A 20,108-nucleotide genomic window follows, 5' to 3' on the forward strand; every position below is an offset into this window, starting at 1 on the left:
GTCCCGCCATGACCGCCACCCACGACGTCTTCAACCAGGCGCCGCCGCGCGTCGACGTCAACGAGTACACCAGCCATGTCGCGCTGACCGAGGCCGTGGACGTCTACGGCGGCGCGTGGGCGACCGAGGCGCTCACCGCGGCGGGCAAACTGGTGGGCCGCGGCGACTTCCAACGGGACGCGGAACTGGCCAACACCATCACCCCGAAGCTCGTCTCGCACGACCGCTGGGGCCATCGGATCGACGACGTCGAGTTCCACCCGGCCTATCACCGCATCATCGGTGAGGCGATCGCCCACGGCGCGCACACCAGCTGCTGGTCGGAGCCGCGCGACGGCGCGCACGTGGCCCGCGCGGCGATGTTCATGCAGTTCGGGCAGATCGAACCCGGGCACGCCTGCCCGGTCAGCATGACGCACGCGGTGGTGCCGTCGCTGCGGGTGGATCCGACGTTGGCCGACCAGTGGCTGCCGCGGGTGTTCTCCCGCGAGTACAGCCACGACCTCGGGACCGGTCACAAGCCGTCCGCCATCTTCGGCATGGCGATGACCGAGAAGCAGGGCGGCTCGGACGTGCGCGCCAACACCACGCGCGCGGTGGCTCAGGCCGACGGCACCTACTTGATCACCGGGCACAAGTGGTTCTGCTCGGCCCCGCAGTCGGACGCCTTCCTGGTGCTGGCGCAGACCGAGCCGGGCGTCACCTGCTTCGTGGTGCCTCGCGTGCTGCCCGACGGCACACGCAACGTCTTCGCCGTGCAGCGTCTCAAGGACAAGTTGGGCAACAAGTCGAACGCGTCCAGCGAAGTGGAGTTCGCCCAGACCGTCGGCTGGCGCCTCGGTGACGAGGGCGCGGGCGTCAAGACGATCATCGAGATGGTCAATCAGACGCGCCTGGACTGCATCCTCGGCAGTGCTGCGGGCATGCGGCAGTCGGTGGCCGAAGCGGCCTGGCATGTGCGGAACCGCAGCGCGTTCGGCGCCACCCTCATCGATCAGCCCGCAATGACCGCGGTGATCGCCGACCTGCAGGTGGAGGCAGAGGCCGCGGTGTGGACTGGCATCCGCCTGGCCGCCGCCTACGACGACGACTCCGAGGAGTCGACCGCGTTCCGTCGCCTGGCGACGGCGGTGGGGAAGTACTGGGTGTGCAAGCGCGGCCCGAACCACGCCTACGAGGCGCTCGAATGCCTCGGCGGCAACGGCTACACCGAGACAGGTTTCCCGCTGTCGCGGCGCTACCGCGAGCAGCCGGTGATGGCGGTCTGGGAGGGCTCGGGCAACGTGATCGCCCTCGACGTGTTGCGCGCCATGATGCGCGACCCGCAGTCGGTGGAGGCCGTCGACAACGAGATGGCCCAGGCCCTCGGCGAGTACCGCGACTACGACCTGCACGTCGAGCGCACCCGCAAGCTGCTGGCCGAGGCCGCCGCCGATCCGGGCCGCGCCCCGGCGATGGCCCGTCGGCTCACCGAGTCGATGGCGATCGCGCTGGCCGGTTCGGTGCTGATCCGGCAGGCGCCGTCGGAGATCACCGACGCCTTCGTGGCCGGCCGCATCGTCGATCCCGGGCACATGTACGGGGTGCTCGATCCGCGGTTGGATCTGGCGGGGATCGCCGCGCGCGCCTGACGAAACGCAGCGTTCACCGAACGCGGACCCGCGTAACACCACCGTCACGGTTGCGCGCGATTCGGTGAAATCTGCGCGCGACAAGGTCTTCTCACACGCCGAAACCGGCGTAGATGAGGAGGTCCACCGTGACAACGGCGCTACCCGACAGCGTTTTCGGAACGTTCGATACCGGCGACACCGCCTGGGTCCTGATCAGCGCGGCCCTCGTGCTGCTGATGACTCCGGCGCTGGCGTTCTTCTATGGAGGTCTGTGCCGCGGCAAGGCCGTCCTGAACATGATGATGATGTCGTTCGTCGCTCTGGCGTCGGTCACTGTCGTCTACATCCTGTTCGGTTTCTCGATGTCGTTCGGCAACTCGCTCACCGGCGATGACGGGATCTGGGGGATCTTCTCCAACCCGTTCGCGCTCTTCGGCTCCGAACAACTCATGGAGACCAGGGAGATCGACGGCGTGACGCAGGTGGTGATGTGGGGCGAGACCGGCATTCCGGCCGTGGTCTTCATGGCCTTCCAGCTGACCTTCGCCGTGATCACCGTGGCGCTGATCAGCGGCGCGATCGCCGAACGCGCCAAGTTCTCCACGTGGGTGGTCTTCACCGTGGTCTTCACCACGCTGGTGTACCTGCCGTTGGCGCACATGGTGTGGGGCGGCGGACTGCTCTCCGGGTCGGACAGCGGTATCGCCGCGTGGATGTTCGGCTCCACCGACGGTGAGGCGAACGTGGTGCCGATCGACTTCGCCGGCGGCACCGTGGTGCACATCAACGCCGGTATGGCCGCGCTGATCCTGGCGCTGTTCGTCGGCAAGCGGATGGGCTTCGGCCGCACCCCGTACCGTCCGCACAACATCCCGTTCGTCATGCTCGGCGCCGCGCTGCTGTGGTTCGGCTGGTTCGGTTTCAACGCGGGCTCCGAGCTCGCCGCCGACGCGACCGCGGGCGTCGTGTGGGTCAACACCACCGCTGCGGCGGCCGCCGCCATCGTCGGCTGGTTGGTGGTGGAGTGGCGGCGTGACGGCCACGCCACCAGCGTGGGTGCCGCGTCGGGCATCGTTGCCGGTCTGGTCGCGATCACCCCGGCCTGCGGGGCCCTGACTCCGCTGGGCTCGCTCGGGCTCGGTGTGGTGGCCGGCGCGCTGTCGGCACTGGCCATCGGACTCAAGAGCAAGGTCGGATTCGACGACTCGCTCGATGTGGTCGGCGTGCACCTGGTCTCCGGTCTGTGGGGCACCGTCGCCATCGGCCTGCTGGCCAAGGACACCGGCCTGTTCTACGGGCACGACGCCAAGCAGTTGGCCGTGCAGACGGTTATCGCGCTGGTCGCCCTGGCCTTCACCGCGGTGATGACCACTGTGATCGCTCTGGCCCTGCGCCCGCTGGGCTGGCGGGTCGACCGGGAGGCCGAGGCCACCGGCATCGACTCCGCCGAACATGCCGAGACCGCCTACGAGCTCGCCTGAGCTGCGCCTCCGCGCTCGTCCGAAGCAGAAAAGGAAGAATGTAGTCATGAAACTGATTACCGCCATCATCAAGCCGTTCACGCTCGAGGAGGTGAAGTCGGGACTCGAACAGCTCGACATCGTCGGCATGACCGTCAGCGAAGTGCAGGGCTACGGCCGCCAGAAGGGGCACACCGAGGTCTACCGCGGTGCCGAATACGCGGTCGATTTCGTACCCAAGGTGCGCGTGGAAGTGGTGGTCGACGACGAAGACGTGGACCGGGTGGTCGACGTGATCGTCGAATCGGCGCGGACCGGCAAGATCGGCGACGGCAAGGTCTGGACCACACCGGTGGAGTCGGTGGTCCGGGTGCGTACCGGTGAACGCGGCCCCGACGCGCTCTGAGAGCGCCGGCGATCCGGCCCGCGCCCTTGCGGCGGCGCGGGCCGGCGCGCTTTCCGGGTTCTCCCCGGATGCCCCGGCCGGGGCGCCGCTGCGCGAGGCGCTGACGGCCGCCTACGAGCAGTGGCTGCGCCACCGCGCCGAAGAACTGGGCGTGATCGACGGCAGCGGGTTCGCCATCATCGCGGTGGGCGCCCTGGGTCGCCGCGAGACGGTACCCGGGTCGGACCTGGATCTGGTGCTGTTGCACGAGGATCGCCACCCCGAACGGCTCGGCTCGATCGCCGACGGCCTCTGGTACCCGATCTGGGATTCCGGGCTGAGCCTGGACCACAGCGTCCGCACCCTGACCGACGCCGTGCAGGCGGCACGCGGCGAGCCGACCGCCACGCTGGGACTGTTGGACGCGCGGTTCATCGCCGGCGACGCCGATCTGGCCGCACTCCTGGTGGACGCCGTGCGGAACCTCTGGCGCATCGAAGCCCGCCTGCGACTGCCCGAAGTGCTGGCACTCACGCGGGAACGGTGGGGCCGCAACGGCGACAACGCCCAGCGCGCGCAACCGGACCTGAAGAACGGGCGCGGGGGACTGCGCGACGTCCAACTGCTCAACGCGCTCGCGCTGGCGCAGCTCACCGACGGCTTGTCCCGGCTGCGGGCCGACGAGCCGGGCACGCCGGTGGCGTTGGCCTACCGTCGACTGCTCGACGTCCGGACCCAGCACCACCTGATCACCGGGCGATCCCGGGATCGGCTGCCCGCCGAGGACGCCGGGCAGCTCGCCGCGGCGCTCGGCCTGGAGGATCGGTTCGCGCTGGCGCGGCTGCTCAGCGACGCGGCCCGCACCGTCGACTTCGCGGTGGAGACCGGGATCCGGACCGCCGGCCACGCCGTCGGTCGACGGGGCCTGTCCCGTCTGCGGAGGCTGCCGGTGCGCACGCCGCTCGACGAGGGCGTGGTGCGGCACGACGGCGAGGTGGCGCTGGCCCGCTCTGCGCTGCCCAGCCAGGACGAGGGCCTGGTGTTCCGAGTGGCGGCGGCTGCGGCGCGCCACGACCTCCCGATCAACGGTCCGGCGCTGGAACGGCTGGCGCGCTACGCGCCCGCACCGACGGTGCCGTGGCCCGCGGAGCCGCTCAGCGACCTGCTGGTGCTGCTCGCGTCCGGGCCGTCGACGGCCCGCACCGTGGAGGCACTCGACCGAATCGGCTTGTGGGGCAAGCTCTTTCCGGAATGGGACGGCATCCGCGACCTCGCCCCGCGCGATCCGGTGCACGTCTGGACCGTCGACCGACACAGCGTGGAGACCGTGATCGGCGCGGCCGCGCTCACCACGCGGGTATCGCGGCCGGATCTGCTGCTGTTGGCGGCCCTGATCCACGACATCGGCAAGGGACGCGGCGGCGACCACAGTGTGCTCGGCGCCGAACTGGCGCGGGACATCGGTCGACGACTCGGCGTGTGGCCCGCCGACGTCGAACTGCTGGCGGCGGCCGTCCGGCACCACCTGCTGCTGCCGTCGACGGCGACGCGGCGGGACTGCACCGATCCGCGGGTGGTGGCCGAGGTGGCCGACACGCTCGGCCACAACCGGGACCTGGTGGAACTGCTGGGCGCGCTGGCTGAGGCCGACGGCGAGGCGACCGGCCCCGCCGCGTGGAGCGACTGGAAGGCCGGTCTGGTGGCCGACCTGACCGCGCGCGTGGCGACGCTGATCGGCGGCGGCGAGGTGCCGACGCCGGAGCCGCTGACCGAGGAGCAGGACGCGTTGGCCCGCGGCGGCGGCCTGCATGTGCAGTTGGAGGCGGGCGAGGGCACCACCTACCTGGTGACCATGGTGGCGCCGGATCGGCGCGGTGTGCTGTCGGCGGCTGCGGCGGTGTTGGCAGTGGCCGGCCTGACCGTGCATGCGGCGCAGGTTCGGTCCGCGCACGGGCACGCGCTCGACACGTTCGCGGTGGCCACGGTGTTCGGCGGCCCGCCGGACGTGGCGGTGCTGCGACAGCGGTTCCGCGCGGCGCTGGACGGGCGCCTGGACCTCCCCCCGTCGTCGACCGACGACGAGGTGGTGGTCACGGCACCCCCGCACGCGGAGTGGATCGACGATCCGGCCACCGGTGCCGTGCTGCTGCAGGTGCGGTCGGCGGACCGGCCGGGACTGCTGGCCGCGATCACGGCGGTGCTCGAACGGGCGGGCGCCGCGGTGGTGTGGGCCAAGGTGAACACGCTCGGCGCGACCGTGATCGACACGTTCTGCGTCGAACCGACGGTGGACTCGCCGGCGGCCCGCGCCTCGATCGGGGCCGCGGTGCTGCGCGTGTGCCCGGGCCCTGCGTCGCGCCCGGACTGATCATGGAAGGATGGGGGAATGTTCGAGTCACTCTCCGACCGGTTGACAGGTGCCCTCAAAGACCTTCGTGGCAAGGGCCGATTGACCGATGCCGACATCGACGCGACCGCGCGCGAGATCCGGCTGGCACTGCTCGAGGCCGACGTCTCGCTGCCGGTGGTGCGGACCTTCATCGCGCGCATCAAGTCGCGGGCCAAGGGCCAAGAGGTCTCCGGTGCGCTGAACCCGGCGCAGCAGATCGTCAAGATCGTCAACGAGGAGCTCATCGAGATCCTCGGCGGCGAGACCCGTCGCATCCAGTTGGCCAAGACGCCGCCGACGGTGATCATGCTGGCCGGCCTGCAGGGTGCCGGTAAGACGACGCTGGCCGGCAAGCTGGCCAACTGGCTCACCAAGCAGGGACACACCCCGATCCTGGTGGCCTGTGACCTGCAGCGACCGGGTGCGGTGCAGCAGCTGCAGATCGTCGGCGAGCGGGCCGGCGTGCCGGTCTTCGCCCCGCATGCGGGCACCTCCGTCGGCGGCGCCGGCGAGCTGGGCGTCGACGGGTCCGGCGATCCGGTGGCCGTCGCCACCGCGGGCGTCGACTTCGCCCGCGAGAAGCACCACGACGTGGTCATCATCGACACCGCCGGTCGCCTCGGCATCGACGAAGTCCTGATGGGCCAGGCGTCCGACATCCGCGACGCCACCCACCCCGACGAGGTGCTGTTCGTCCTCGACGCGATGATCGGTCAGGACGCGGTCGCCACCGCGCAGGCCTTCGCCGAGGGCGTCGACTTCACCGGTGTGGTCCTGACCAAGCTCGATGGCGACGCCCGCGGCGGCGCCGCGCTGTCGGTCCGCGAGATCACCGGCCGGCCCATCATGTTCGCGTCGACCGGCGAAAAGCTGGAAGAATTCGACGTCTTCCACCCCGACCGCATGTCTAGCCGCATCCTCGGCATGGGCGACGTGCTGTCCCTGATCGAGCAGGCCGAACAGCACTGGGACGTGGCCGAGGCCGAGAAGGCCGCCGAGAAGATCAGCCAGGGCGAACTGACCCTCGACGACTTCCTCCAGCAGATGCTGATGATCCGCAAGATGGGCCCGATCGGGAATCTGCTGGGCATGCTGCCCGGCGCCGGCGACATGAAGGACGCGCTGTCCCAGGTCGACGACAGCCAGCTCGACAAGATCCAGGCGATCATCCGCGGCATGACCCCCGCCGAGCGCGACGATCCGAAGATCATCAACGCCTCCCGGCGCATTCGCATCGCCAACGGTTCCGGCGTCACCGTGACCGACGTGAACCAGCTGGTGGACCGCTTCTTCGCCGCGCGCAAGATGATGTCGCAGATGTCCGGCCGCATGGGCATGCCGGGCGCCGGTAAGCGGAATGCGCGCAAGGGCAAGAAGGGCGCGAAGGGTCGCAAGGGCAAGGGCCGCGGTCCCACTCCGCCGAAGGCAATGCGCGGAGGCATGCCCGGAATGGGTATGCCGGGCATGCCGGGGATGGGCATGCCGCCGGGCTTCGACCTGTCGCAGATGCCGCCCGGCCTGGACCAGTTGCCGCCGGGCCTGGAAGGCCTGGACCTGTCCAATCTGAAGCTGCCGAAGAACAAGTAGGGCACCGATGGGCGTCGCCGAGCATTACCGTGGCCAGGATCCGTTCACCGGCGAGGCGCTGGAACTGTGGGTGGCCGACGGCGTGCTGTCCACCGAACCCGTCGCCGGGGCCACCACCGTCTCCGCCGACGGCTGGCTGGTGCCCGGTCTGGTCGACGCCCACAACCACGTGGGTATCGCGCCGGGCCTCGGCGTCACCATCGAGCGGGCCCGCGGCTACGCCTACGCCGACGCCAAGGCGGGGGCGCTGCTGATCCGCGAGGTCGGCTCGCCCGTCGACACGCACCCGCTCGACGACGACCCGCTCTGTCCGCGCTTCCTGCGGGCGGGCAAGCACATCGCCCGCCCCAAGCGGTACCTGCGCGACTACGGCGTGGAACTCGACGACCCCGATCAGCTCGCCGACGAAGTACGACGTCAGGCCGCAGCCGGCGACGGCTGGGTGAAGCTGGTGGGGGACTGGATCGACCGCGACGCAGGCGACCTGGCGCCCCTGTGGACCCGAGCCCAGCTCGACGCCGCAGTGGCCGCCGCCCACGAGGCGGGCGCCCGCATCACCGCGCACGTCTTCGGCTACGACGCGCTCGGCGACATCATCGCCGCCGGATTCGACTCCATCGAGCACGGCACCGGCCTCACACCTGACCTCATCGACGAGATGGCGGCCCGCAAGATCGGCCTGGTGCCGACGCTGATCCAGGTGGAGAACTTCCCGGGCATCGCCGACGGCGCCGACCGTTTCCCCACGTATCAGGCCAACATGCGCAAGCTGTACGCGAATTCGGGCGAGGTCTACGCCGCCGCCCGCGAGGCCGGCGTGGCGATCTACGCGGGCACCGACGCGGGCGGGTTCGTGGAGCACGGCCGGATCGTCGACGAGGTGGAGGCGCTCACCGGGATCGGACTGTCACCACTGCAGGCACTCGCGGCCGCGTCCACGGACGCCCGGACCTGGCTCGGGGTCGAGGGGCTGACCCACGGCGCCCGCGCCGACTTCCTGGTGCTGGACGCCGACCCGGCGTCGGACCTGAGCACCCTGCGGCGGCCCCGCCACATCGTCTGCTCCGGTCAGCACCTCTGACGTCTGCGAACTCTCATCCGGCACCTCCGGGAGGGAGGAGGGGCAGACCGGCTGTGACCCCGTCGCGGGCGAGTGTCAGGAGCGCGTCGACGTCGAGGTGCTCCTCGACCAGGTCGCCGAGCCGGTCGAGGCGCGCGTCCCGGGCGGCCGGGAAGCTCACCGTCGACGGCATCCGGTCCAGCATGGTCGCCAACAGCGCGCCGCGTAGCTCGTCGCCCTCCAGCGATCCGTGCCACATCGTGCCGAACACGTTTCCCGATCGCGCTCCGCCGAGGAACTCGTCGCCAGCGCCTCGAGTGATCCGTCCGTGGTGGATCTCGTAGCCCGAGGCCGGCACGCCCAGTGCAGCTCCGGTCGGCAGCCGAAGCGTCTTCTCCGCGACGAAGTCCGTTCGTACATCGAGCAGCCGGAGGCCTTCGACCTCCACACCGGAGGAGCCCTCGATGTCGTCCGGATCGGCGATGACTTGCCCGAGCATCTGGAAGCCGCCGCAGATCCCGAGCACCGGCCGACCACGCCCGGCGTGCTCGGCGATCGCTACGTCGAGTCCGCGAGCGCGAAGCCAGGCGAGGTCGTTGATGGTGGAGCGGGTGCCCGGCAGCACCACGAGGGCGGCGTCGGCGAGGTCGCGGGGATCGGAGACGAAGACCACGTCGAGGTCGGGCTCGAGGCCGAGTGCGTCGACGTCGGTGAAGTTACTGATCCGAGGAAGGCGTACGACCGCGACTCGGTGTGCCGCCCCGCCGGGTGAGCGCCGCCCGTCGAGGTCGAGCGCGTCCTCGGAGTCGAGCCACAGCGTCGGGTCCCAGGGGAGCACGCCGAACACCGGGCGGCCGGTCAACCGCGCCAGCGAGTCGAGGCCGGGCGCGAGGAGCGCCCGATCACCGCGGAACTTGTTGACGATGAAGCCGGCCATCAGCTCCTGGTCCTCGCGGGAGAGGAGGGCGACGGTGCCGTACATCGAGGCGAAGACACCGCCCCGGTCGATGTCGCCGACAACGACGGTCGGCAGGCCCGCGTGTCGGGCGAGGCCCATGTTGACGTAGTCGCTGGCCCGGAGGTTGATCTCGGTCGGACTCCCGGCGCCCTCGGCGACGATCACGTCGAAGCGTGCGGCAAGGTCGTCGTACGCCGTGTGGGCAGCGGATGCGAGTCGGCGCCGTCCCTCGACCCAGTCACCGGCGTCGACGACACCGCCCGGCTGCCCCATCAGGACGACGTGGCTGCGGTGGTCGCTGCCGGGCTTGAGTAGGACGGGGTTCATGGCCGGCTCGGGGACCACCCCGGCAGCCAGCGCCTGGACCCACTGAGCGCGCCCGATCTCGGCGGTGCTGCCGTCGGGCGCGGCGCAGACCATCGAGTTGTTGGACATGTTCTGCGCCTTGTACGGCGCCACCTTCACGCCCCGACGCGCGAACGCGCGACACAGTCCTGTTGTGACGACCGACTTGCCGGCGTCCGAGGTGGTGCCGGCGACGAGGAGGCCGCTCACCGGCCCGTCTTCGTGCTTCCGCATGGGAACGACACTGTCACACGCGAACTCTCGATTCAGAGCAGGCGCAGGATGCCGATGACGATCAGAATGACCGAGACCAGCCAGCCGGCGCCGCGGGCGACGGCGCCCTGATTGGCGCGGGCCTTCGCGAAGACACGGCCCACCCACGAGTGGGGGAAGCGGCGCACCAGGCCGAGGAGCAGTGCGCACAGGATGGGCAGGCTCAACGCGACCGTGGCGAACAAGAAGATACCGGCGTAGCGTTCGCCTGCCGGAATGTCGCTGGCCGACAGCACGGCCAGGCCAGCGAAGAAGGGGACCGAGGTGGCCGACTGGATGCCGCCCAAGACCATGCCGACCAGGACGGTCAGCGGCGACGGGGATTTCAGCGGGGTCAGGATCCGATCCATCATGGCCGACGAGTCGCCGCCCCGATACGTGAGGATCGCGGTGACCACGCCGGTCAGGATCAGCAGCACGCCGAACACCGGCGAGTCGACGATGTGCGCGACGATCTCGCCGAAGCCGTCGAAGACCAGGAGGGTGACCAGCGCCAGCAGGAACACGCCCAGCCAGTCGCCGATGACGAGCAGCGTCGCGATCCAGCGGTAGCGGCCGGGCGGCAGCATCATCGCGAGAGCGACGAGTACGCCGATCAGCAGGACGTTGATCGCGTCCACGAACGCATAGGCGAGGGCGTTGAGCATGCGTAGGGTGCTCTCCGTTCCTCGTCCTCGTCCGTCGCCGGCGACGGTTGCCCCGGCGGACGCGAGTCTAACGGTTGCGTGTGCGCAGAGCGAACGACGGCTTTTGGCACTGGCTGGAGCGCGTGGCAGAATAGAACGCTGGTTCGCCGGAACCGGTTACGCACCGACCGGCGGTCACCCCGTAAGAGATCGCAAAACCGGATCCACGCACTGTGGATCGCTGAATTGCGCAGTGACTAAAGAGGAATGCTTCATGGCTGTCAAGATCAAGCTCACCCGGCTCGGCAAGATCCGGAACCCGCAGTACCGCATCGTCGTCGCCGACGCCCGCACCCGTCGTAACGGCCGTGCCATCGAGACCATCGGCAAGTACCACCCGAAGGAAGAGCCCTCGCTGATCGAGGTCGACTCCGAGCGCGCGCAGTACTGGCTGAGCGTCGGCGCGCAGCCGACCGAACCGGTTCTGAACCTGCTGAAGATCACCGGTGACTGGCAGAAGCACAAGGGCCTCCCGGGCGCCGAGGGCACCCTGAAGACCGCTGAGCCCAAGCCGACCAAGCAGGAGCTGTTCGCCGCTGCCCTCGCAGCCGCCGAGAACGAGCCCTCGGTCGAGGCCACCACCGCCAAGAAGAAGTCGGCCAAGAAGGCTGACAAGGTCGAAGAGGTCAAGGACGAGGTCAAGCTGGCCGAGCCCGAGACCGCCGCTGTGGCCGAGGATCTGGCTGCTGACGGCAAGACCGTTGGCGAGGCCATCGAGGCCGGTGACGAGGCCAAGGCGTGAGTGCCGTCATCGCTGACGCCGTCGAGCACCTGGTGCGCGGCATCGTCTCCAGCCCGGACGACGTTCGGGTCGAACTGATCACCGGTCGACGCGGCCGCATGCTCGAGGTGCACGTGAACCCCGAGGATCTGGGCAAGGTGATCGGCCGTAACGGTCGCACCGCCACCGCGCTGCGCACCCTGGTCGCCGGTGTCGGCGGCCGTGGCATGCGCGTCGACATCGTCGACACCGACCGCTGATCGGGTCCGCCACGATGGATCTCGTGATCGGCCGTGTGGCCAAGACGCACGGCGTTCGCGGTGAACTCGTGGTGGACGTGCGCACCGATGACCCCGGCACTCGTTTTGCCGTGGGTTCGGTGCTGCGCGGCCGCGCGCCCAAGGGTGGCGGCGAAAAGAACTACACGGTGACAGCCGCCCGGCCCCATGCCGGGCGGCTGTTGCTGACTCTCGCCGGCGTGGCCGATCGCACCGCCGCTGACGCGCTGCGCGGCGTGCTCTTCCTGATCGACGCCGCGAGCGTCGACTCCGGGGACGACCCCGACGAGTTCTACGACCACGAACTGATCGGTCTGGCCGTCACCACCGTCGACGGTGACGCCGTGGGCCCGGTGGCCGACGTCCTGCACCTGCCCGGCGGCGAGCTGCTCGCCGTGACCGGCGCCGACGGACGCGAGATCCTGATCCCGTTCGTCACCGAGATCGTGCCGACCGTGACCCGCGAGGGGATCGTCGTCGATCCGCCGGCCGGCCTGCTCGAAGACCTGCCCGCCGAGCCTGTCGAAGGCTGACCGTGCAGATCGACGTTCTCACCATCTTCCCCGAGTACCTCACGCCGCTGCATGCGGCGCTGCTGGGAAAGGCGATCGACGCTGAACTGATCAGCGTCGGCGTTCACGACCTGCGGAATTGGGCGCACGACGTCCATCGCAGCGTCGACGACACCCCGTACGGCGGCGGCCCCGGCATGGTCATGAAGCCGGACGTGTGGGGCCCCGCGCTCGACGAGGTGTGCCCCGACGACGCGCTGCTCGTGGTGCCGACACCTGCGGGGCGACCGTTCACGCAGGCCACGGCCGAGCGTTGGAGCACCGAGAAGCATCTCGTCTTCGCCTGTGGGCGGTACGAGGGCATCGACCAGCGGGTGTTCGACGACGCGGCCCGCCGCGTGCGCGTCGAAGAGGTCTCGCTCGGCGATTTCGTGCTCATCGGCGGCGAAGTGGCGGTGCTCGCCATGGTCGAAGCCACCACCCGGCTGATTCCCGGGGTGCTGGGCAACCCGCAGTCGCACCGCGAGGACTCGTTCTCCGACGGACTCCTCGAGGGCCCCAGTTACACGCGGCCCAAACTCTGGCGCGACCTGGAGGTCCCGCCGATCCTGCTGTCCGGCGACCACGCCAAGGTCGCTGCCTGGCGGCACGAGCAGTCGCTTGCGCTGACCCGGGAACGTCGACCCGACTTGCTCGACGACTGACTTCCTTCTTCTCCGGTGTGTTGCGGAACCGGCGGGGCTTCCGGCACGTCCAAGACACATGGGCCCCCGCTCCAACTGGAATATCGATATCGCCGAACTTCTCGCGCGCATCGATTCGATGGATCCGGGCGGAGCGACCGCTGACGCCGCGGAGATCCGGCGGATCATGAATGCCGCGCGGGCGATCGCCGTGCGGCTGCTGCTGCGTTTCGACCAGATGGACGGCTTGGCTGGTGTCGGTGCGGTGGCCGCCGACGAGCAGGGAACGGCCCTGGGCAAGCGCATCGGCGAAGTCGCCGATCGTTTGAGTCCGGTCGCCATCGCCGTGGACGCCGCCAGCGGTGATCTGGCCGCGAGTGTCGCTGCGCGCCCCGCACTGCTCGCCACGGTGACCAGCGGTGGGGGCGCCGCCGCGGCGCAGGTGGCTCGGGAGCGCGTGATGCAGCAGCTGTACAGCGACCCGATGAGCCCGCGTTCGGACGGTCTCGCCGGGCAGTCCGGAAGCGCCGCCGGGGTCGGCGGGCCGGCGCTGGGGCCGATGTCTGCGGGAACCGCCGCGGGCAATGGCGTGGTCGGGGGGGGAAGCAGGCCCGCCGGTCTCGCCCGGAGGGCGGTCGCCGACTGCGGGTGCGCCGGCGGCGTCGGGCCCGGGCGGACGAACCGGTCCCGCGGGTGTCGACCGGTCCATCACCGGTGGTCCTGCACCGTCGGGTGGTCCGGCGGGTGGCCCGACGCCGCCGGGCGGACCTACCGGAGCTCCCGCAGGCGCCGGACCGACGGGCTCGCCGCCGCTCGGCGCCCCACCCGTGGCGGTGCCGCCGCCGTCGACCGTGCCGACCCGACCGGCGCCGGTGTACTCGGTGCGTCCGGTCCTTCCGGTCGTGGGGTCGACGCTGCGGCTGCCTGGTGTGCCCGCGGCGCCGAGTCCAGGCGCGCCGACCACCGCGGCGGCCCCGCCGGTGCGGCCGCTCGGGTCGCCGACCGCGGGGCCGGCGAGCGCGGTGCCGTCCGGCCGCGGCGGCACCGGGAACGGTGCGGGACCGTTGGGTTCGGGCGGGGTGCGCGGGGCCGGTGCCGAGGAGGAGAAGCGTCGTCGTCCCGGCTACTTGCTGTCGTCGTTGGAGTTCGCCAGGCTGGTGGGGCCGATGCCGGTGGCCGGTCCGGCGGTGCTGGGAGAGCCTGAGCCGGCGTCGTCGGACGTGGCCGTCGACGAACCTGATCAGAGCCCCACCGACGACGATGATCAAGAGCTGGATCTCACCCTGTGACCGGGATTTCGCTCTCGGGTTCTCTTCTGGCAGAATTGCATACCGTTGCGTGTCCGCTGGACGCGCTGCGACTACTGACACGGGTACGAACCGGTTGGTCCCGGGCGGGTGCGCAGCACCGGGCGCCAGGTTCCTCTGCTCCACGCTAAGCCAGATGGGAACACTCCATGAACACTCTCGATTTCCTCGACAAGCAGTCTCTCCGTGACGACATCCCCGAGTTCGCCCCCGGCGACACCGTCGACGTCCACGTGAAGGTCATCGAAGGCTCGAAGGAGCGTATCCAGGTCTTTAAGGGTGTCGTGATCCGTCGCCAGGGCGGCGGCCTGCGCGAGACCTTCACCGTCCGCAAGGTGTCGTTCGGCGTCGGCGTGGAGCGTACCTTCCCGGTGCACAGCCCCAACCTCGCCAAGATCGACGTCCTCACCCGCGGTGACGTGCGTCGCGCCAAGCTGTACTACCTGCGCGACCTGCGCGGCAAGGCTGCCAAGATCAAGGAAAAGCGCTGACCTGCGCTGACCTGACTTCCCGGGACCCCGGCACCGACTTTCGGTGCCGGGGTTCCGGCGTTGACGGGCCGGGAACCGCGGCGCACCGTTCGGTGCGGCGGCGCGCCGCGTCGCGCTGCCGCTAGGCTGGTATCTCGTGAGTGACAACGACGCCGTAGATCCGGACGACCGCGGCACCGAGCCCGAGATTCCGGCGCAGGATCCGGGGGCGGCCACCGGCAAGGATGCGGACGACGACGGCAAGCGTCGCAAGGGCGGACTCCTCCGCGAACTGGCCATCGTCGTCGCGACCGTCCTGATCTTGATGTTCGTGGCGTCGACGTTCCTGTTCCGCCAGTACGTGGTGCCCAGCGAGTCGATGGAGCCCACTCTGCACGGCTGCTACGGCTGCACCAACGACCGGATCCTGGTCGACAAGCTGACCTACCGCTTCACCGATCCCAAGCCGGGCGACGTGATCGTGTTCAAGGCGCCCACCTCGTCGTGGGACGGTGCCTGGAGTTCGCCGCGGTCGTCGAACGCCGTGGTGCGCGGTATGCAGAACGTGCTGTCGTGGTTCGCGCTGGCGCCGCCCGACGAGAACAACCTGGTCAAGCGCGTGATCGCGACCGGCGGCCAGACCGTCGCCTGCCGCAACGAGGACGGCAAGGGTGTGACCGTCGACGGTATGTCGCTCACCGAGCCGTACATCGACGTGGAACTGCAGAACGAGACCTACAGCGACTCCACCGGTGTCCTCGGCGGCGGCAGCTGCTACGGGGGCGACTTCGGTCCCATCAAGGTGCCCGACGGCAACGTGTGGGTGATGGGTGACAACCGCAGCTCCTCGGCGGACTCGCGCGCCCACATCGACGACGAGTTCCAGGGCACCGTGCCGGTCTCGGACATCCGCGGCAAGGTGCGCTTCATCCTGTACCCGTTCTCCCGGTTCGGTGGGGTCGGGTCCGTCGACCCCCAGTAGTGCCGGGAGCGCACGTGTCGAGGTCGACGAGTTGGCCGCCGCGCACCACGGTGCGTCGTTCGGCGAGCCTGCGGACGCTGGAGTTCACGCTCGAACGCAGCGGGCTCGGTCCGGTGGCCGGGGTCGACGAGGCCGGCCGCGGCGCCTGCGCGGGACCGCTGGTGGTGGCCGCCTGCATCCTGCGGCCGCAGCAGCTGAAATCGCTTGCCGATCTTGACGATTCGAAGAAGCTGAGCGCCGTGACGCGCGACCGCCTGTACACGGCCGTCACCAAGCATGCGCTGGCCTTCAGCGTGGTGGCGATCGAGGCCGAGGAGATCGACCGGATCGGGATCCACGTGGCCAACCTGCGCGGCATGCGCCAGGCCGTCGCCGGCCTGTCGATCCGGCCCGGGTATGTGCTGTCCGACGGCTTCGCCGTGCCCGGGCTGCCTGCGCCGTCGTTGCCGGTGATCGGCGGCGACGCCAACGCCGCCTGTATCGCCGCGGCCTCGGTGCTGGCGAAGGTCACCCGGGACCGGGTGATGGCCGGCTACGACGACCTGCATCCCGGCTACGACTTCGGCGTCCACAAGGGCTACAGCACGGCCCGGCACATGGCTCGACTCGACGTCCTCGGGCCGTCGCCGGAGCACCGGCTGTCGTACCGAAACGTCTCCGATAGGCTGGCGTAATGAGCGCTGAGGACCTCGAGAAGTACGAGGCGGAGATGGAGCTGTCCCTGTACCGCGAGTACAAGGACCTGGTCGGCCAATTCTCGTATGTGGTGGAGACCGAACGACGGTTCTACCTGGCCAACGGTGTGAACATGGTGCCGCGCAACAACGACGGCGAGGTCTACTTCGAGATCCACCTGACCGACGCCTGGGTGTGGGACATGTACCGCCCGGCGCGGTTCGTCAAGCAGGTGCGCGTGGTGACGTTCAAGGACGTCAACATCGAGGAGCTCGAACGCTCCGAACTGCGTTTGCCCGACGAGCCCTGATCGCGAGCTCTGATCCTGACGAACACTGAGCCCGACGAGCCCTGAGCTCGTCGGGCTCAGTGCTGTACCAGTCGGCCGCCCTCTGCCGTCTGGTGCAGTCGTCTGGTGACTGCAGCAGACGGCAGCGCTGTCCGGCGGGCTGTGAAGCGTTTGCTTGGTTGGTTGCTGTGATGGTCGGGGTGCTGTGGACAGGTGGCATGGTCCACAGGGCGTGAGGGTTCCCGGTTCTTCCCGCAGCGCGCTCGCAGCAGGCTGGTTGGCATGGGGGAGAACACGGTGCGCCGCGACCGGCGTGGACAAGTGGGTCGGATCGGGGAGGACTTCGCAGCCGAGTTCATCGACTCGATCGGCTGGAAGATTCTCGACAGGAACTGGCGCACGCGCTACGGCGAACTCGACCTGATCGCCGCCGACGGCGGCACGCTGGTGATCGTCGAGGTGAAGACGCGGGCCTCGCACACCTACACCGATCCGGTCGCCGCCATCACGCCGACCAAGTTGCGGCGGATGCGGCTGCTGGCGCGACAGTGGTTGGCGGCCCAGCCCGATCCGGCGCCGTGGTGGGAGGTGGTCCGGTTCGACGCGATCTCCGTGCAACTCGATGTGCGCGACCCCGAGGATCGGGCGGCGGCCCGGCTGCGTCACCACCGCGGCCTGGTGGAGTGAGGCGACCGGCATGCGCATCGTCGGCAATGTGCACTCCATGGGGCTGGGTGGCTTCACTGGCCAGCCGGTGGAGATCCAGGGCAACATCGGGCAGGGACTGCCGAAATTCACCGTCAGCGGCAGCGTCGACGCGTCCCTGCGGGAGGCGAAGGACCGAGTCCGCGCGGCGATCGTCAACAGCGGCTTCAAGTTTCCGGAGTTGGCCGTCACGGTGGCGCTGGCACCCGCCCAACTGCGCAAGGAAGGATCGGGATTCGATCTCGGCATGGCGCTGTCGTTGCTGATCGCCGGGGGACAGGCGGCGACGGAGCGGCTGCGCGGCACGGTCTTCCTCGGTGAGTTGGCGCTCGACGGCCGGGTGCGCGCGGTGCGCGGCGTGCTGCCGCTGCTGCTGGCGGCGCGGGACCACGGCTTCGGCCGCGCGGTGGTGCCGGTGGCGAACCTGCGCGAGGCGGCGCTGGTCGACGAGTTGGAAGTCGGTGGGGCGCAATCGCTCTCGCAGGTGGTCGCCTGGCTGGCTGGCGACGGGGCATTGGACGCGGTGAGCGACGATCCGGTGCCGCCGGCGCCGTCGGTCCCGGACATGGCCGACGTGGTGGGCCAGTCCGCGGCCCGGCAGGCACTCGAGGTGGCCGCGGCGGGCGGGCACCACGTCCTCATGGTGGGGCCACCGGGGATCGGCAAGACCATGCTTGCCGCGCGTCTGCCCGGGATCCTGCCCGAGCTCGACCCCGCGGAGTCGTTGCAGGTCACCGCGATTCACTCGGTGGCCGGCACCCTGCCCGACACGCACCCGCTGATCACGGTGCCGCCGTTCGTCGCACCGCACCACAGCGTCAGCGCCGCGGCGCTGCTTGGCGGCGGAACCGGGATGGCGCGCCCGGGCGCCGTCTCCCGAGCCCACCGCGGCGTGCTCTTCCTGGACGAGTGCGCCGAGATGGGCGCCAAGGTGCTCGACGGCCTGCGACAACCGTTGGAGGAAGGCGAGATCCGTCTGTCCCGTCGCGACGGTGACACGAAGTACCCGGCGCGGTTCCTACTGCTGCTCGCGGCCAACCCGTGTCCGTGCGCGCCCGCCCACGACATCGACTGCGTCTGCAGCTCGGTGGTGCGCCGACGGTATCTGGGCAAGCTGTCGGGTCCGTTGCTCGATCGCGTCGACATCCGCGTGCAGATGGAGCCGCCGGGGCCCACCATGCTGCTGACCGGACAGGGCGAGCCCAGCGCGGCGATCGCCGCGCGAGTGGCCACCGCCCGAGCGCAGGCGCGGGAGCGGTGGGGGGAACAGGGGTGGACCACCAACGCCGAAGTGCCGGGAAATGCTCTGCGCCAAGACTTTCCGCTCAGCCGGGCGGCGCTCGCACCGATCGAACGCTATCTGCGCGACGGGCGGATCACCGCGCGCGGGGCGGATCGCGCACTGCGGTTGGCGTGGACACTCAACGACCTGCGGGGCGGCACGTCGCCGGAGCTCGACGACGTGGCGCAGGCCCTGATGTATCGGGACAGGAACTTCTGATGAGTGCGATGAGTGACGACGACCGGCGTGCATGGGCATATCTGGCGGCGGTGGCCGAGCCTCCGTGTGCCCCGCTGATCGCACTGGCGGCGCGGTACGGGGCGGTCGAGACCGCGCGAATGATCAAGGCCCGGAAGCTGCCCGCGGGCAACGCTGCCGTACTCACGGCCACGCAGGCACGCTGTGAAACAGACTCGGCCTCAACCGATCTGGAGACCGCACACCGTCGCGGAGCCCGGCTGGTGACGCCGGAGGACGACGAGTGGCCGGGCTGGGCGCTGCTCGCGCTGGACCAGGCGAGCACGTCGGCGCGTGGCGGCGGACCGCTGGCGCTGTGGGTGCGCGGACCCGCGAGTCTCGGGGACGCCAGCGCGGTGGCCGTCGGGCTGGTCGGGTCGCGCGCGGCCACCTCGTACGGAACCCACGTCGCCGGCCAGTTGGCGTCCGGGCTGGCCGATCAGGGTGCGTCGGTGGTGTCCGGCGGGGCGTACGGGATCGATGGCGCCGCCCATCGGGGAGCGTTGGCAGCGGGCGGCCGGACCGTGGCGGTGTTGGCGTGCGGTATCGATCGGGACTATCCCAGCGGGCATGCGCGCCTGCTCGAAGAGATCGGCGACCACGGGCTGGTGGTGAGCGAGTACCCGCCCGGCACCACAGCGGCCAAACATCGGTTCCTGACGCGGAACCGTCTGGTGGCGGCTCTGTCGGCAGCGCTCGTTGTCGTCGAGGCAGGGCGACGATCGGGCGCGGCGAACACCGCGGCCTGGGCTCGGAACCTCGGGCGGCCGCTGGGAGCGGTGCCGGGTCCTATCACGTCGGCGATGTCGGTGGGCTGTCATCAGATGATCGCCGACGGGCAGGCCACGCTGGTGATCGACGCGCCCTCGGTCCTGGCGCTGGTCGAGGCGACCGGGCACGACAACTTCGTACGATCCCCGGCCACTCCGATCGATGGCCTGCCACCGGAGCAGTTCGAGGTGATCGAGGCGCTCCCGGCGCACGGCGGCCTGCGGGTCGAGGAGATCGCCTTCAGCGCCGGCAAGCCGGTCGCCGCGGTCCTGACCGCGCTCGCCGTCTTGGAGGTCAGGGGGCTCGTCGACGGGTCTTCCGGGGTGTGGCGTCTTGCGGAGTCCCGGTGATCCGCGGTCGCGTGGGGTCGGGGCCTACTCCTTCGCTGTTTGCATGTTCTACCTGGGTATATACTCAAATGTATGAGCGCGAAGGACGAT

General features: G+C 70.1%; 20 protein-coding genes. 18 read left to right on the plus strand and 2 right to left on the minus strand.

The features are described 5' to 3' along the window. Positions 1-8: 8 nt before the first annotated feature. From MUG78_RS12905 to MUG78_RS12930, 6 genes are all read left to right on the plus strand, one after another. Positions 9-1,631: an acyl-CoA dehydrogenase family protein gene (locus MUG78_RS12905; RefSeq protein WP_246995380.1), complete on the plus strand. Its 1,623-nt coding sequence runs from the start codon at positions 9-11 to the stop codon at positions 1,629-1,631. A 128-nt stretch (positions 1,632-1,759) separates the two neighbouring features. Beyond that, on the plus strand, positions 1,760-3,094 hold the full coding sequence (locus MUG78_RS12910; RefSeq protein ID WP_246995382.1) for an ammonium transporter: 1,335 nt from the start codon (positions 1,760-1,762) through the stop codon (positions 3,092-3,094). 46 nt (positions 3,095-3,140) lie between these two features. After that, a complete protein-coding gene (locus MUG78_RS12915) occupies positions 3,141-3,479 on the plus strand; it encodes a P-II family nitrogen regulator (protein WP_246995384.1) in 339 nt (112 codons plus the stop codon). Further along, entirely contained in the window at positions 3,454-5,826 is a 2,373-nt protein-coding gene (locus tag MUG78_RS12920) for a [protein-PII] uridylyltransferase (protein ID WP_246995386.1), read from the plus strand. The genes MUG78_RS12915 and MUG78_RS12920 overlap by 26 nt, the downstream gene beginning before the upstream one ends. Positions 5,827-5,844: 18 nt before the next feature. Beyond that, on the plus strand, positions 5,845-7,434 hold the full coding sequence (gene ffh, locus MUG78_RS12925) for a signal recognition particle protein (RefSeq protein ID WP_246995388.1): 1,590 nt from the start codon (positions 5,845-5,847) through the stop codon (positions 7,432-7,434). Positions 7,435-7,441: 7 nt separating this feature from the next. Then, the gene (locus MUG78_RS12930; protein WP_246995390.1) at positions 7,442-8,515 is read left to right on the plus strand and encodes an amidohydrolase family protein; all 1,074 of its coding nucleotides are present in this window, start codon (positions 7,442-7,444) and stop codon (positions 8,513-8,515) included. A gap of 13 nt (positions 8,516-8,528) precedes the next feature. Here the strand turns inward: MUG78_RS12930 and MUG78_RS12935 are convergent, their stop codons facing one another. Both MUG78_RS12935 and MUG78_RS12940 read right to left on the minus strand, forming a co-directional pair. Then, positions 8,529-10,007, minus strand: coding sequence for a cobyric acid synthase (locus MUG78_RS12935; RefSeq protein WP_246997022.1), 1,479 nt, complete (start codon positions 10,005-10,007; stop codon positions 8,529-8,531). Between the two features lie 56 nt (positions 10,008-10,063). Beyond that, positions 10,064-10,717 (minus strand): hypothetical protein, encoded by a 654-nt coding sequence (locus tag MUG78_RS12940; protein WP_246995392.1) that lies wholly within the window; start codon positions 10,715-10,717, stop codon positions 10,064-10,066. Between the two features lie 253 nt (positions 10,718-10,970). Between MUG78_RS12940 and rpsP the strand changes: the two genes are divergently transcribed. From rpsP to dprA, 12 genes are all read left to right on the plus strand, one after another. Further along, positions 10,971-11,498: a 30S ribosomal protein S16 gene (gene rpsP, locus MUG78_RS12945; protein WP_246995394.1), complete on the plus strand. Its 528-nt coding sequence runs from the start codon at positions 10,971-10,973 to the stop codon at positions 11,496-11,498. Further along, positions 11,495-11,737, plus strand: coding sequence for an RNA-binding protein (locus MUG78_RS12950; protein WP_246995396.1), 243 nt, complete (start codon positions 11,495-11,497; stop codon positions 11,735-11,737). Before rpsP ends, MUG78_RS12950 begins: the two co-directional genes overlap by 4 nt. Before the next feature lie 14 nt (positions 11,738-11,751). Then, positions 11,752-12,288 carry a ribosome maturation factor RimM gene (gene rimM, locus MUG78_RS12955; protein ID WP_246995398.1) on the plus strand — a complete coding sequence of 179 codons (537 nt, stop codon included), beginning with the start codon at positions 11,752-11,754 and terminating at the stop codon, positions 12,286-12,288. A 2-nt stretch (positions 12,289-12,290) separates the two neighbouring features. Next, a complete protein-coding gene (gene trmD, locus MUG78_RS12960) occupies positions 12,291-12,971 on the plus strand; it encodes a tRNA (guanosine(37)-N1)-methyltransferase TrmD (RefSeq protein WP_246995400.1) in 681 nt (226 codons plus the stop codon). An 806-nt stretch (positions 12,972-13,777) separates the two neighbouring features. Beyond that, positions 13,778-14,239 (plus strand): hypothetical protein, encoded by a 462-nt coding sequence (locus tag MUG78_RS12965; protein WP_246997174.1) that lies wholly within the window; start codon positions 13,778-13,780, stop codon positions 14,237-14,239. A gap of 167 nt (positions 14,240-14,406) precedes the next feature. Continuing rightward, complete coding sequence (gene rplS / locus MUG78_RS12970; protein WP_246995402.1) at positions 14,407-14,748, plus strand: 50S ribosomal protein L19; 342 nt, start codon at positions 14,407-14,409, stop codon at positions 14,746-14,748. A 187-nt stretch (positions 14,749-14,935) separates the two neighbouring features. Next, complete coding sequence (gene lepB / locus MUG78_RS12975) at positions 14,936-15,709, plus strand: signal peptidase I (protein WP_246997024.1); 774 nt, start codon at positions 14,936-14,938, stop codon at positions 15,707-15,709. Between the two features lie 14 nt (positions 15,710-15,723). Next, positions 15,724-16,383 carry a ribonuclease HII gene (locus tag MUG78_RS12980; RefSeq protein WP_246995403.1) on the plus strand — a complete coding sequence of 220 codons (660 nt, stop codon included), beginning with the start codon at positions 15,724-15,726 and terminating at the stop codon, positions 16,381-16,383. After that, positions 16,383-16,694, plus strand: coding sequence for a DUF2469 domain-containing protein (locus tag MUG78_RS12985; RefSeq protein WP_246995405.1), 312 nt, complete (start codon positions 16,383-16,385; stop codon positions 16,692-16,694). Before MUG78_RS12980 ends, MUG78_RS12985 begins: the two co-directional genes overlap by 1 nt. Positions 16,695-16,955: 261 nt before the next feature. After that, positions 16,956-17,360 (plus strand): YraN family protein, encoded by a 405-nt coding sequence (locus MUG78_RS12990; protein WP_246995407.1) that lies wholly within the window; start codon positions 16,956-16,958, stop codon positions 17,358-17,360. A gap of 10 nt (positions 17,361-17,370) precedes the next feature. Continuing rightward, on the plus strand, positions 17,371-18,879 hold the full coding sequence (locus MUG78_RS12995; protein ID WP_246995409.1) for a YifB family Mg chelatase-like AAA ATPase: 1,509 nt from the start codon (positions 17,371-17,373) through the stop codon (positions 18,877-18,879). Further along, on the plus strand, positions 18,879-20,018 hold the full coding sequence (dprA, locus tag MUG78_RS13000; protein WP_246995411.1) for a DNA-processing protein DprA: 1,140 nt from the start codon (positions 18,879-18,881) through the stop codon (positions 20,016-20,018). The genes MUG78_RS12995 and dprA overlap by 1 nt, the downstream gene beginning before the upstream one ends. Positions 20,019-20,108: the final 90 nt, after the last annotated feature.

The organism is Gordonia alkaliphila (assembly GCF_023017165.1).
Lineage (GTDB): Bacteria > Actinomycetota > Actinomycetes > Mycobacteriales > Mycobacteriaceae > Gordonia > Gordonia alkaliphila.

Excerpts from the sequence above, each read along its gene's own strand:
- MUG78_RS12905 (WP_246995380.1), top strand. The coding sequence starts at position 9 with ATGACCGCCACCCACGACGTCTTCAACCAGGCGCCGCCGCGCGTCGAC.
- MUG78_RS12915 (WP_246995384.1), top strand. The coding sequence starts at position 3,141 with ATGAAACTGATTACCGCCATCATCAAGCCGTTCACGCTCGAGGAGGTG.
- ffh (WP_246995388.1), top strand. The coding sequence starts at position 5,845 with ATGTTCGAGTCACTCTCCGACCGGTTGACAGGTGCCCTCAAAGACCTT.
- MUG78_RS12930 (WP_246995390.1), top strand. The coding sequence starts at position 7,442 with ATGGGCGTCGCCGAGCATTACCGTGGCCAGGATCCGTTCACCGGCGAG.
- MUG78_RS12940 (WP_246995392.1), bottom strand. The coding sequence starts at position 10,717 with ATGCTCAACGCCCTCGCCTATGCGTTCGTGGACGCGATCAACGTCCTG.
- rpsP (WP_246995394.1), top strand. The coding sequence starts at position 10,971 with ATGGCTGTCAAGATCAAGCTCACCCGGCTCGGCAAGATCCGGAACCCG.
- rimM (WP_246995398.1), top strand. The coding sequence starts at position 11,752 with ATGGATCTCGTGATCGGCCGTGTGGCCAAGACGCACGGCGTTCGCGGT.
- rplS (WP_246995402.1), top strand. The coding sequence starts at position 14,407 with ATGAACACTCTCGATTTCCTCGACAAGCAGTCTCTCCGTGACGACATC.
- MUG78_RS12985 (WP_246995405.1), top strand. The coding sequence starts at position 16,383 with ATGAGCGCTGAGGACCTCGAGAAGTACGAGGCGGAGATGGAGCTGTCC.
- MUG78_RS12990 (WP_246995407.1), top strand. The coding sequence starts at position 16,956 with ATGGGGGAGAACACGGTGCGCCGCGACCGGCGTGGACAAGTGGGTCGG.
- MUG78_RS12995 (WP_246995409.1), top strand. The coding sequence starts at position 17,371 with ATGCGCATCGTCGGCAATGTGCACTCCATGGGGCTGGGTGGCTTCACT.
- dprA (WP_246995411.1), top strand. The coding sequence starts at position 18,879 with ATGAGTGCGATGAGTGACGACGACCGGCGTGCATGGGCATATCTGGCG.